9 protein-coding genes are annotated in these 13,813 nt (G+C 47.6%); 6 read left to right on the forward strand and 3 right to left on the reverse strand.

What is annotated here, in order from left to right; all coding sequences use genetic code 11:
• Nucleotides 1–8: 8 nt before the first annotated feature.
• The 3 genes from OU26_RS08355 to OU26_RS08375 all read right to left on the reverse strand — a co-directional run bounded on the left by OU26_RS08355 (nucleotide 9) and on the right by OU26_RS08375 (nucleotide 6,009).
• On the reverse strand, nucleotides 9–1,703 hold the full coding sequence (locus tag OU26_RS08355; protein ID WP_026647146.1) for a DUF6020 family protein: 1,695 nt from the start codon (nucleotides 1,701–1,703) through the stop codon (nucleotides 9–11).
• 5 nt (nucleotides 1,704–1,708) lie between these two features.
• The gene (locus OU26_RS09945; RefSeq protein ID WP_026647145.1) at nucleotides 1,709–4,729 is read right to left on the reverse strand and encodes a DUF4422 domain-containing protein; all 3,021 of its coding nucleotides are present in this window, start codon (nucleotides 4,727–4,729) and stop codon (nucleotides 1,709–1,711) included.
• A gap of 62 nt (nucleotides 4,730–4,791) precedes the next feature.
• Nucleotides 4,792–6,009, reverse strand: a complete 1,218-nt coding sequence (locus tag OU26_RS08375) for a glycosyltransferase family 2 protein (RefSeq protein ID WP_026647144.1) — start codon at nucleotides 6,007–6,009, stop codon at nucleotides 4,792–4,794.
• An 86-nt stretch (nucleotides 6,010–6,095) separates the two neighbouring features.
• Between OU26_RS08375 and rfbA the strand changes: the two genes are divergently transcribed.
• From rfbA to OU26_RS08405, 6 genes are all read left to right on the forward strand, one after another.
• Complete coding sequence (gene rfbA, locus OU26_RS08380; protein ID WP_026647143.1) at nucleotides 6,096–6,995, forward strand: glucose-1-phosphate thymidylyltransferase RfbA; 900 nt, start codon at nucleotides 6,096–6,098, stop codon at nucleotides 6,993–6,995.
• Between the two features lie 52 nt (nucleotides 6,996–7,047).
• Complete coding sequence (locus tag OU26_RS08385) at nucleotides 7,048–9,219, forward strand: hypothetical protein (RefSeq protein ID WP_152571354.1); 2,172 nt, start codon at nucleotides 7,048–7,050, stop codon at nucleotides 9,217–9,219.
• 87 nt (nucleotides 9,220–9,306) lie between these two features.
• Nucleotides 9,307–10,314 (forward strand): glycosyltransferase family 2 protein, encoded by a 1,008-nt coding sequence (locus OU26_RS08390; protein WP_081815684.1) that lies wholly within the window; start codon nucleotides 9,307–9,309, stop codon nucleotides 10,312–10,314.
• Nucleotides 10,315–10,344: 30 nt separating this feature from the next.
• A complete protein-coding gene (locus OU26_RS08395) occupies nucleotides 10,345–11,439 on the forward strand; it encodes a glycosyltransferase (protein WP_051593004.1) in 1,095 nt (364 codons plus the stop codon).
• 12 nt (nucleotides 11,440–11,451) lie between these two features.
• A complete protein-coding gene (locus OU26_RS08400; RefSeq protein ID WP_026647141.1) occupies nucleotides 11,452–12,393 on the forward strand; it encodes a lysylphosphatidylglycerol synthase domain-containing protein in 942 nt (313 codons plus the stop codon).
• Between the two features lie 139 nt (nucleotides 12,394–12,532).
• The coding region (locus OU26_RS08405) for a hypothetical protein (protein ID WP_033499072.1) at nucleotides 12,533–13,813 on the forward strand (1,281 nt) is incomplete at its 3' end.

A 13,813-nucleotide genomic window follows, 5' to 3' on the forward strand; every position in this document is an offset into this window, starting at 1 on the left:
CAAATATGCTACCTATCATCTTCGGATTGCAATTGGCCGAGTGTGAGGAACAAGAACAACGGGATGATATACAGCATAGGCAATACGTATCGCGTAGCTTCTGTATAAGTTGAAATTGGTCCTGCGAACAGCACGAGCATTGTGATAAGCATTGGTGCGTTGAGCGTTAGCAGATTCAGCTTCTTCTTTTGCCGTCCGAATGTCAGTATAAGGAACATGATTGCGGAGGGAAGTATTGTTGCCCAGAAAGCCTTCTGCCATATGACATTGAATACGGGCGTAGCCAATAGCGTATCCATGTAGAACGTCTCGACTGCATTACCTGCTTTAGTGTTATCAACCCAAGGGACGTAGCGTTCGATGCCTTGATAGTGATGGCCGGAATTACTGATTGGAAGTAACATACTAAGGTTTCGGTCATTTCCGACGGTGACATTGAATGAGAACCATGCTGCAGAGAGGCCTCCCCAGGCGGCAAGCATATCCCCAGGATGTTTGATTAGTTGTTCGGCCCATGTCCTGATTAATTTATGTTCGTCTTCGGACGATAGCTGTTGCCCTTTAATTGGGTCGGCTTTGTACCAGCAATACGCCTGTTGAAGTTGGTTGATATCCATATGATAAATTTGTTCGATATCAGTTATCTCAGATGCGCTTAAATCATCCTTGTGGTTATGTGCCACGTTGGCGACTTGTTGCATGGGGACGGCAAGAATTTCGTTGCTTTCTCCCGGTGCAATGTGCAATGTCGGCAATACGAAAGTCGGAATGACGACGCCGACGATTAGATATGGAATACCTGCCAAAATCAGTGTACCCAGTTTACGCCGCCAGCTTTTAATGGCAGTGCAAACTAAAAATATCATTGCCAAAATTACGATGTACATACCTGTTTTTTTTGTCAGAGACACAGCCAGTACATCTATAACAAAGAAAATATCGAACGGTACAGATTTTAGAATCTTTCCCTGAGTTTTCCAGAGTTCGCAGAAAGCGATGGAAAAGAACACAAAAAATGGTGTGTTGAATGTATCTTTGGCGAGTGTCATAGACAGCATGGGAATGATGGGGAAAACGGCAAGAAACAAGGCCATGAAAAGGCGGCATTTCCAAGGCACGTTGTATTTGGCTGTGTAGCAGGTTGCACAGGCTATGGATAGCGTGGACAGCAGAGCTTGTATGAGTATTAGCAGATACAATCCATATATAGCGTTGTTGAACAGTGCTTTACCAATATGAGCGAATCCGACAAACAGATACGTCATCATGAAGGGATGATGATCTGTGAAAGGTACAGAGGAATCAAAGTACTCCATCAGCTGCCATGAAGTATCGTACCAATAGACACCTGGAAAGTATGTTATGAAATATGGAATCCAGAGCGCAGTTATGGCGCACCACAATGTGATTATGGATCGTGGCGACCAATCTAATGTGATCCTGCGCAATGGCGCAAACGGTTTGTCCAATGACGAACGATGACGGTTCGCATATGCGGTTATTTTTGCGATAGCAAAGAAAGCCAGTGCAAATAAAAGGATATAGAAAAGAATATTTGCATACAGAAGTATATTCCCTATATTGATTTTGCCTTCATGCCTACCAATAAAGGAGCACATGCCGAATAATGTTCCCAAGATGATGGGAATAAGGTAAGCGAAGTTGCGGCTGGTGTTTTTGAAGTTCTTTACTGACTGCGCCAACGTGATTACTTCCTTCCTCGGATCACACGCCCAATCGCCTTCACCGCATCACGGCGACGGGAGCCGATCGGCATGAGTGGATCGACGATTTTGCGAATCGGATTATCTTCTCCGACTGCGCGCTCATGTTGCGGGCGGAATACTCCTTCTGGGATTTCCGGTTCGTTCGCCTTCACCACACGCTTGAGCAAACGCTCGTAGAACGGGGTCTCACGCGCGTACCTCCAGTAGATAGAGGCGAAATCGCAATCCGGATCAGTCCAAGGCTTCTGGAAGCCGGCATAATGGATGATTTGCGGATTGCTACGCGACTTCATATATGCGTCGTAGATATCGTTCGGCGCCTGCGTGAAGAGGTTACCTACGCGGCCACCACAATCGTGAACCACATTCCATTCCCATGGCAGATATAGCACGTTCCCTTCGCAGTGTGCGTTGAGCACGTCTTGGTCGTTGTAGATGAAATCGGGATTCGAGGCGTAGGTAAGCCATTGTTTGATGGTGTAATGCTCACGCATCGCCTTGGTGTTGAGCACCAGCACTCCAGCTTGGAAGTAATCGTATGGATTCTTCATCTTCAGCACGGTTTGCGCGTAGCCCATGCGTTTGCCGTGCTTCACGTTGAGATTGGCGAGGAAGTCGATGTCTCGAATCGCGCCGAGCATCTTGCCCTGCAAATCGATGTTGTAAAGCTTCGCGATATCGCCGTTGATGATGATGTCGGAATCGAGATACAGCACCTTGTCGTAGAACGGCAGAACCTTCTGAATCAGGAAGCGGTAATACGTCTCCACACTGATATGGGCGTTATTGGTGGAAAGATCGTAGCCAGCAAGTTCGCGGTCCACGTTGGTGAACCTCAGATTCATATTCGGGAACTGCTTGAAGAAGCCACGCAGACGTTCCTGCTTGTCCCATGCGATGTTGCGCTGCAGCACCGTCACATCGTAGAAGTAATGCGGATCGGCGTTTTTCATGGCCGAATACACGGTGGTGGTCAATTGAGGGACATAATTGTCATCCGCTGCGAACACCACAGGAACGATTGGCTTGTCGGTAATGTCAAGCGGCTTGAGCTGCTCCGCTGGCTCCGGATTGGTGAAGTGGACGCACTGTAGTTCCTTGAACTTCCAGTTGGAACCGATACGCTTGTGATGCAGCAGGTAGATGTTGAGCAGACGCTCGGACAGATGGCCTGGCGTACGCAGGGCCTCCTTGCTGTACGTGCTGTAGTCGGTGTTTTTGTCGAACTCTTCGAGAATGGGAAACATCCATTCGCAATAGTCGAAGAAGATCTCCCTCTTCATAATGAACATGTTGCAGAAGCAGGCCTTGTTGCCGTTGAAGAATGCCTGTGCGTCCTGCTTGTAGTCGGGGTACATGCTGCACAGGATCTGGTAGCAACGCTTCAGATCATCGTCATGCAGCAGGGGAGCGGCTTCCCACAGCGCGCGTGGAGTGCCGTGCTTATCGATGATTTTTTCGAGATTGCCGAATGGCGTGGTGATGACGTCATACTGCTTCACCACGTTGGCGATGTTTTCGTCATCCAGGCCATACTTCTTTGCCGCGGCGGCATCGATGTAGTCGTCCATGATTTCGCCGTAGGGATTTTCCTCATGCGGAGTGTCCGAGAAGTCGAAGTAACGGCGGTAATGGCAGAAACCGTAGTAGTCGGCGTCGATGTTTTTCCAAGCCCAATATTGCGTGGTCAGTTCGCAGTAACGTGGGTTGAGATCGGCGATATTCTCGCCTTCGTCATCGTGAAATGCCCAAGGGAAGCGATAGCTCTTCGGTCCGACCTGCACCGGCTGCATGATGGCGCTGTCGAAGGTGTCAACGTTTTTGTGAGTGGTGACGAAGATGCGGATGTTCTGGTCGGCATATGCTTGTTTGTTTTGCGCGGTATCCAAGTCAGTGAGCAGCTCTTCTGCGCGATGTCGGATGCCCAAGTATCGATTATTCTCGATATTGCCTGCTGCCGGTACGTCGATGGAATTCGTCAAATCCTGCCACATTCTGGCACGATTCAGAGCCTCGCCATTATTTTTCGAAATGATGGCTTTCCACGCGTTGTCTCGCACGAAACGCCAAACCTCGCGTGCAACGATTGTTGGGCCGAATACTTTGATCATGGCTTGAATCGCGTCAGCCTTGGCCACATCGGGTACACGAATATTGAGGTCGTTGGCAAGAATTTCAGTTGCTTTCCATCGATATCCATCCGTGCAATCTTGTAAATCGAGATCTTGATGCTGATTGGTGAAATCCTGTGCCGCAGCGAAGCAACGGGCGAATTGCTGGCAGAAATCAGCATATTTTTGGACTGTGATTTGATTCGTTCCAGTAACGCCTCGACCGTAGTGATATTTGTATCCACGACATTCTTTGCAGGATCGATAGGTGTGCGCCAGAGCTGATATAACAAGGCACTCATATCCATCTTCCGCGCGTTCAAGACGCTCGTTGGTCATTGCGGCAAATGCTTTTTTCAGAAGAGATGTCCGGTACATTCTCTGGGTTACTCGCCAGTCCACTTGCTGTCCATTGGCTTCTGCATAGATATTCTGAACAATATCGGCGTTAGTGCAGTCTTCAGTTGGGGCGTTGTTGAACGTCTCGAAAGCTTTGCATTCATCGTCTAGAATGCCGTTTTCCCCAATGACGGTAATTCCGAAATGCAGAATATCAACAGGATACTGGCTCATTGCCTTTGCGAATTGAGCGCATGCCTCCGGTGCGAGATCATCATCTCCATCGAGGAAAAAGGCGTATTCGCCGGTGGCATGCTCGACACCGGTCTTGCGGGTGAGGTGAAGCCCCTGGTTGCGCTGGTGGGTGATGGGTCTGATGCGTGGATCTTTTGCTGCGGCATGTCTGATGATTTCGGTAGTGGCATCGGTGCTGGCGTCATCGACGACAATCGCCTCGAAATCCGAAAATGTTTGGTTGCTGAGACTGTCAAGGCATTGTTGGAGATAATTTTCGACATTATATGCGGCGACAATGATGGAAATTTTAGGCATATCTTTCCTTGCTCAAAAATTCAAAATTTCAAAACTGGTAAAAGTCTAACTGGTGGCTTTCCCTAAAGTCTTGTTAAAAAGGTACTAAGCAAAGCCCTTAGTCCACGCGGCTGAGACTGAGGACGGGCAAGCAGCCCGGAATCGTATAGATGCGTATATGCGATTTCTCGAAGTCCAAGATAGTGGTTGTTCTTTGAACTGCCGGGAAGTCCATTATTTTTTTCGATGTATCGAGCCATATCCAAGTATGTTTTAGCATTGGCCTTATCGCATAACGCTTTTTGTGATTTATGATCCTTTGCCGTGAGATATGCATATGCGTAATCCCTGACATAGCGGTATATTTCTCCGCAAACCGTATCTGGTTCCCAATATTGCAGTATGCGCTGTAGCGTCTTTTTTTGATTCTCGCTGGGGAGATTATCCTTCCACTCATTCATGGTATGTTCGATGAGCCGATTACGAACGTCAGCAAGCCTATCGTCCCAATCAGAGCGCTTTATCTTGGAACTCTCCTGCGATACGAATTTTTTTAACAGCGATAGTGCCTGAGCATCGCGTTGCGCTATTGTTTCGGACGTTTTTGGCGTAAGTTGCTGGCCAAGAGTGTCCCCCCGCCCCAGATGGTAGATATACCAAGGAGAATCGGGAATGGCGATATAGGTTGAAGCGGTTGAGCACAAAATAAAACTCATATACAGATCGTCAGACAGAACGAGTCTCGTGTCGGAGGCCAAAGTATATGCGTTTCGGGCGAAATCTCCGGAGTACATCTTGTGATGTACATGCCAGTCAAATCCTTTGGACGATGCGAACTGATACTGAAGAATATCCTCCCCCTGCAGAGTCCTCGGTGTGGGCGTAAGGAAGGACGTCATTCCGGCAGCTGCTTGTTGTGCTTGCGAATTGGCGGCATGCACTTTCACCCCAAAGTGGTAGATGTCCGCGGGATGCTGCTGAGCAAATAGCATGAGTGATGTCAGAGCGTTCGGAGCCAATGCGTCATCTTGGTCTATCAGCATAACGTAGCTGCCGTGCGAGGCTAAAATCCCGCTTTTTCGAGAGGCCAAAGTTCCGGCATTTTTCTTATGCTGGATTAAGCGGATGCGAGAATCATGTTCAGCGAGGTCTTTGACTACGGACGAAGTGTCATCGGTACTGGCATCATCAACGACGATGATTTCGATATCTCGATAATCCTGCATTGTAAGGCTACGTATGCATTCGGGAAGATATCGGCTGTTGTTGTACGCTGGAATGATGATGGAGAGTTGCGGCATGCCTTCTCTTTGTTCGGAAATACTTTGTACTATTACCTTAGTCTAATACCTGGCGAATATGCTATGTCAATGAAAGGGGCCATCGTATGAAAGGCATTATTCTTGCTGGTGGTTCGGGAACTCGTTTGTATCCGCTGACTTCTGTAACATCCAAGCAACTTCTGCCGGTATATGACAAGCCAATGATTTATTATCCCCTATCCACTCTGATGCTGGCTGGGATTCGAGATATTCTCATAATCTCCACTCCGCAGGATCTGCCTAACTTCGAGCGTTTACTTGGGGATGGCGGCCGATTCGGCATCCATCTGAGTTATGTCGTGCAGCCTTCTCCTGATGGTCTTGCTCAAGCTTTTATTCTAGGTGAGGATTTCATCGATGGAGATAGCTGTGCTTTGGTCTTGGGCGACAACATATTTTATGGAAATGGCTTATCGAAACAGCTGAAGAGCGCTGTTCGCCGTGCGGAAGAAGGTGGAGCGACTGTTTTCGGATACTATGTTGAAGATCCGGAAAGGTTTGGCGTCATTGAATTTGGGCATGATGGCAAGGCCATTTCGATTGAAGAGAAACCTGTAAAACCTAAATCAAATTATGCAGTAACTGGTCTATATTTCTATGACGATCGCGTTGTGGATTTTGCCAAGCGAGTCAAGCCCTCGGCGCGAGGTGAATTGGAAATCACTGATCTTAATCAGATGTATTTGGATGACAATTCATTGCATGTATGTACCCTTGGACGAGGGTATGCCTGGCTTGATACAGGTACGATGGAATCACTTTATGAAGCGGGAGAATTTGTACGATCCGTGGAGCGTTCACAAAGTTTGCCTATCTCTGTGCCGGAGGAAATCGCTTTTGAACAGGGGTGGATTACGAAGGAAGCTCTTGTTGAGGCGGCCCATGCATATGGCAAGTCCAATTACGGCAAGCATCTGCAGCAGGTTGCTGATGAAAGATTAATCGTTTCCGGTCGTGGATTCTGATTGGCTTCTCAAAAAATCAAGTTTTTGAGAAGATTATTGAAGTATGGTTTGGATGAGGGAAAAGAACGTCACCGAAAACGCTGAAAATATGCCTATGAAATTTGTGAAGAAGGCCTCAACATATGTCAGTACACATTGTTGCTTGGCTGTGACGATTGTCTTCACCATATTGCTGGTCGCTGTTGCGATATTACCTTTATCTCCGATTAATATAAATTATGAGGCAAAATTCGACAGGAATATCAACAAAGAATCTGTGACGTTTGTTTTTGACACGTATGATCCCAAATCTTCTTTAGGTCGACAATCAGCAATCGGCGAGGGAAATACGGCACTTATTCGTGTTGATCCCGTGAACTATTCATCTTCAACCCTCACGATTGGGATAAAAGCCAAAAATTCCAATGTCCGTTTGATTTCAGTTAACGCAGTAGTACACAGTGATGGTCGAGATTGGTGCACTGCAGCCAGCTTGCCAGCTGAGGCATTTCATATTCAGAGTAGGAATGGGACAATATTCTTTCGCGCCGAATCTCAGGCGCTGAGTCATTTCAACTGGCAGATTCGACAGAAATCGGCCTTAAAAGTGGGGATCGTAGCTGTTCTCGCAATGTTGTATCTGCTGATTATTAGCAGAATGACGGTATTTTCGCGTGTACGACGAGGCTATTTTGCTGCTTCCTCCGTCGTGACTGCAGGCATCCTAATGTTTTTGTTCTATCTTTGGTTCGGACGAACGGGGCTTGCTGCGAGCAAGTTCCCGTATAGGACGATTATTTCGGGATTGCTTGTAGTAGTGGTTTTACTGGTTGTGCTGAACAATCGCGCTCGAAATTTTTCTGCAAGCAAACGTAATTTGACATGTATCGTCGATTACATATTCGCCGCCGTTTTTACGGTTGGACAGTTTGTGGTGTATCTCAAATATTATTCTCATTCGAATGATGAGATGGCGCATCTTTCCTATGTGGCCTATGAACGTGTCCATAATCAGCTAGTGCCCAAATTTGAGGATATCCGGATCTATCGTGATGCAGTGAATCCTACTGGGCACATCAGCCTAAATGATTCCGTGCAGTTTAATCAGCTGGGGCATCCGCCGCTGTATTACCTCATCATGAGTCATATGCCTGGTATCACTAATACAGGAGCGGAAGTCACCTATCATCTTGGGGTGTTACGGTGCGAATCGTTTGCTCTTGGTTTTGTGGGTATTCTGCTCTGCTTCTATCTTGGGTATACCAGAATTGCCAGAATTCCATTGTTGCATTTGCTCTATGCACTTATGATAGTAAGCCCTCCTAATTTGATTTTTGTTATGAGTGGTTTAAATAATGACACTCTAGCTTTTACGTGTGTGACTATTCTTGTTTTTGGCTGCATACGTTTTATTGAGCGGCGCTACACATTGTGCACTTTCTTGCTCATAGCCATTGGCGCTGCTTCAACGCTGCTGACTAAGCTTACTGCAGGTATGATTGTGGGCTGCATTGCATTACTGATTGTAGGTTATGGCCTATTGCGGGAGCATGCAAGGAAAGCTATTCTGCGGAAAGAATTCGCTTGTTCTCTGCCGATTTATATTCTTCCAATCGCATATTATGCAACATTAGTTATGCGCTATGGCACCGTACAGCCTAGTTATCAGAAGCTGGCTCTCGGTGAATATTTGAGTGGTCCGTTCTACACGCCAATTACCAAGCGCCTTGATATGTCACTTAGCCAGTATCTCGTCTATTATTGGACCAATTTTGTACATTCTTGGTGCGCGATTCCCTATGCAAGTGATATTCAAAGGCCAACTTTGACTGCGTTCGGACTTGATTCCATTGCTGTTACATGCGTGCTTCTTTTGCCTCTCGTCATTATTGTTTGCGCGAAAGCTCGGCTTTCGAAATACATCGCTCTTGGTGTTGCTGGTACATGGATCGTCATGTTGTATCAGTTCTGGTCTGCATTGAAGGGTTTTTATCGGAATGGATATGCGGGCGCTTTCCAGAGTCGGTATTATCTATGTGCGATATCAATTTTTGCTTTTGCTATTATCGCGTTGATATTGCAGTATTTTGCAAAGCCTGCGGATAATGATTTGTGTCGTGATGATCGTAGCCTGACTGGCTTGGGAAATTGGCTTTGTTCTGTATTTGCAATCATGCTAATTATTGATGGATATATTTCTTCTTTCCTGTACCATGCTCCAGAGCTTGTGGTATTCGCTGGCTGAAACAAAAAGTGGTTGGCGGATTATGCAGGTCTGTAATAGTGCATAAAATAATAAGAAATAGACTGATATTGCTACCTTGAGGATTGAATGCGAGTTTTCATCCAGATTCCATGTCTTAATGAGGAAAAGACCCTTCCTTTGGTTTTGAAAAAGATGCCAACACAGATTCCCGGCGTCGATGACATCCAACTGCTCGTTATTGACGATGGCTGTTCTGACAAAACTGTCGAAGTGGCCCGCAATCTCGGAATTAAGCATTTTGTGCATCACGCTAAGCCAATGGGCTTGGCCCGGGCATTCCGCGATGGTGTGGATTACGCGCTGAAGCATGGTGCCGATATTGTGGTTAATACGGATGGTGATAACCAGTATCCGAGTGATGCCATCAGCGAATTGGTACAGCCGATCATCCGCCATGAAGCCGATATCGTGGTCGGTGATAGACAGACTGCCACCATCAAGGAATTTAGCTGGTTTAAACGTAAGATGCAGCATTTCGGATCTTGGGTGGTGAACAAAGCAGCTGGAACGCACATTCCAGATGCGGCCAGCGGTTTCCGCGCCTATTCCAAGAACTCCCTGTTGAAACTGAATATCGTCACTGAATTCAGTTATTGTATGGAAACCATCATTCAGGCGGGCAACAAGCGCATTGCTATTGCCTCCTATGCCATTAAGACCAATCCGAAGACCCGTGAATCACGTCTGTTCCACAACATTTTCGAGCATATGGCGAAGTCCGGCGGAGCAATCATTCGCAGCTTCCTGATGTTCAAGTCGAACGTCATCTTTAGATGGGCGGCGATTATCTTCGGCATCCTCGGTCTCATTCCGTTCGTGCGGTTCCTTGTGCTGGTCTGCATGGGTCATTCCGCGGGGCATGTGCAATCTTTGCTTTTGGGTGTTGCTTTGCTCATGATTGGTGTGTTTTGCGTGGCGTTGCAGATTATCTCGGAAGTGCAGCGTATTCAACGCAAGTTGGTGGAAGATCAGCTTGAGCGTACCAAAGAGCTCCTGTATTCCACTGACTGCCAGAAAATCTGGGCCAAGCAGAACGAGTACGGCGAATTCCCGCCGGCGCAGGATCTGCACTGAACAATCATCGAGGGAAAAGGCTGACTTATTATGCCTAGGGTTCTGGCTTTCGGCACCTACAATGTTCGCAAACATCCACGTGTCGGCATCCTGATTGATGGTTTGCGGAAGAATGGATGTGAGGTTGCTGAAATCAATAAGCCGCTTATGCTTTCCACCGCTGAACGGGTGGAGATTCTGAAGAAGCCATGGAAGCTATTCGGGTTCGGCCTCGAGCTGCTTGGATTGTGGCATAGTATCGCTAAACATGCACGCACATGGATGAAAACCAACGGGAAGCCGGATGCCGTATTGGTGGGTTATATGGGACATTTCGATGTACTGCTTGCCCACCATGTATTCAAGGGCGTGCCAATTGTTCTTGACCATCTCATTTTTGCCGGGGATACTGCAAAGGACCGTGGCGCTCAAGGTCTGAAGGTTAAACTGCTCAAACGTCTTGATCGCATGGCTATCAACGCCGCCTCACTGGTGGTACTTGACACCAAAGAACATCAGGAGATGCTGGAACCCGGAGATGCCAGTATGGTGGTTCCGGTCGGTGCCCCAGACGAATGGTATGAGGCCGGCAAGCAAGCCGGCGAACGTTCGACGGATATCGTGTTCTATGGGTTATATACGCCATTGCAGGGTGTACCGGTTATTGTGGAGGCTGCCCAGATTCTCGTCAGTCGGGGTATTACGCCGAAGTTCACTTTGATTGGTAAAGGGCAGGACTATGAGAAGGTTCGTTCCATCAGCAAAGGCATGAATAACATTACTTTCCGTGAATGGGTAGAACCTGAAGAATTGCCGTCTGTGGTCGCGTCGCACGCGATTTCGTTGGGAATTTTCTCCACTACGCCTAAAGGTTTGCACGTCGTGCCCAATAAGGTGTACCAATCCATGGCCGCTGGTTGCGCTGTCATCACTAGCGACACTGCTCCGCAACGACGTGTTTTGGAGAACGGCGTGGTGTTCGTGCGTCCAGGTGATCCCAAAGCGCTCGCTGATGCAATCGAGTCATTGGTCGCCGACACGGAATATCTAACACGTAAACAGCATGACGCTCGGACCGCAGCTCAACGATTCACTAGTGACGTAATCGCGCGAGACCTTGCCCAGTGGATCAGCAATAACAAGTAGTGCCAAGGTGTTATGAACAAGCTGAAAAAAATTATTAACTCGTCTATCATTCGATGGTTCTTCCTAGCGGTCGCGCTTGCGGGATTGCTTTGGGTGATCATCAAGAACTGGGGGTCGCTGACCAAGGCGCTGGCGACTCTTCCTTGGCAAATCGCCGTAGCTAGTTTCGTGCTGGCTGTGGTCTATGTGTTCTTTACCATGTGGTCCTGGCGAGTGATTCTGGCGGATTTGGGATCCACGTTGAATTGGAATACATCTATTCAGTTGTTCGGTCTCAGTCAAATCGGCAAATACATTCCCGGCGGTGTGTGGAATATCGTGGCTGCGGCGGAGATTGGCCGAGATCACGAGATTCCAGCACGGCGTTCGGTGACGGCTATGACTGTGGCCGTGCTGATTTCCCTGCTGTCTGGCGCCGGTATCGGCGTAATCACCGTGCTGAGCACGTCAGTATCCATTCAAGTACCGACATGGCTCATCGTGCTTCTGTTGGCTATTTTGGTTGCGCTACTAATGCCGCCGGTGCTGAATCGTCTTATTGGTTTAGGCTTCAAGCTGCTGAAACGCCCAGCACCAGAACGACAGATAACCTTCAAGGGTTTAGGCTTAGCTACGTTGCTCGCTGTCATTGCATGGATTATCGCAGGCGTGCAAATCTGGCTACTTGCATGTGGCTTCGGCATGCAGCCATCAGCATACGGCATGGCATTATCCATCGGCGCATACGCATTGGCCTGGATTGTTGGTTTCCTGGTTGTTTTCGTACCTGCCGGCACTGGCGTGAGAGAAGGTGTGCTAGGCCTCTTTTTCACCAGTACATTGACTTCCGGTGGCGTTCTCGCAGTCGTGCTTGTGAGCCGAATAGCCATGACTTTTGCGGATTTGCTGTTTGCTGCGGTAGGTATTTTATTGAGGATGAAAAATAGCAGGAATATGACAGTTCGCCATCTTTGATGTTTTTGGAAAAGCGATGTTGTTGCATTTTCTATAGAGCATTTTTCTCCATCGGAATCGAGCTTAAATCCGATTGTCGGGTATGTCGTGATTGAGTAAAATAGGGTGTTGTCAAGCTTAATCCGATAGAGGAAGGGCGATGGATATGAAATTTCCAAGAAGATTGGTAGCTTCGGCGGCAGCCATTGCTGCATTGGGGTGTTTTGCAGTGGCCAACCCTGCATGCGCATTGGATGACTCAACTCAGCAAGAGTCATCGGTAGCCGTGCAGACGGAATCCAATACTACTGCCGAATCAGCGCGGTCCGTCAAGGTGAATCAGGATATTCCCGATACCATTCATGAGGTGAATTATTCGTATTGCAAATGGTACAAATTCACCGTTCCGTCAAACGGTTATGTCCAATTGAATATGCGTAATTCCGTCACATCGGAAAGTCCTCGGTGGGACATGACGCTGTATAGAGAAAATGACACTAGAAACGGCATCTTCTCATGGAAACATGAGGGCAGTAAGAACAACGAGTCTTCTCAGAAATATGGGCTCCCGGGCGGGACATACTATCTACGTATTGACGGCAGTTGGGCTGCGGACATAAGTTATACGCTTAAGATCATTTATGCACAGCGGAGTGATTGGGAGATAGAGCCTAACGACACTGCAGGTGCGGCTAACACGGTGCGTCCCAACGGGACCATCCATGGTTCGTTCGATTCCTCTTACGCTGATGACTGGTACAAGTTCACCCTTGGGGAGGATGGCATCGTTCAGCTTAAATTCACTAATTCAATCTTGGATAGCGGGCATATTACGGCGGTGCTGTACAAGAGTGGTGATATGAGGAACGCGATTTTTGACAGTTCTTATCGCAATGATTTCGATTTAACTTCCACGAGCCATTCGTCTCCAAAGATCGGGCTTTCTAAAGGAACGTATTATGTGGACATGTCGTCGTATTCGTCCTTTGAATATGCGATGACGGTAGATTTCACAAGTACTGACTTATGGGAGAAAGAGCCTAACAATTCCTCAAGCCAAGCTAGTGACATTGCTTTGGGTAAGACCTACACGGGTAATATTACAAAAAGTTCTGACAGGGATTGGTACCGTTTCTCTCTAAACAAGAGACAACAGGTTCAAATTTATTTCACGAACAAGGCACAGCTCCAAAAGTATGGGAGCTGGATGTTATATGTGTATAGTGGCAATGACATCAATAAGGAATTGACTAGGGTCGAAAATCCATGCAGTCAGACTTCCTCGAGTTCCAAGGTTCTGACTCTGGATAAGGGCTCATACTATGTGCAGGTGGATTCATCGTGGCTTACTAGCGACACCGGAGAAGGGTCTGAATATTCGTTGCTTGTGACTGATCCGGCTAAAAGCCCCTCGGTGACGATGTATCGTTTGTATAACCGT

The sequence above is a fragment of the Bifidobacterium ruminantium DSM 6489 genome, assembly GCF_000770925.1.
GTDB lineage: Bacteria > Actinomycetota > Actinomycetes > Actinomycetales > Bifidobacteriaceae > Bifidobacterium > Bifidobacterium ruminantium.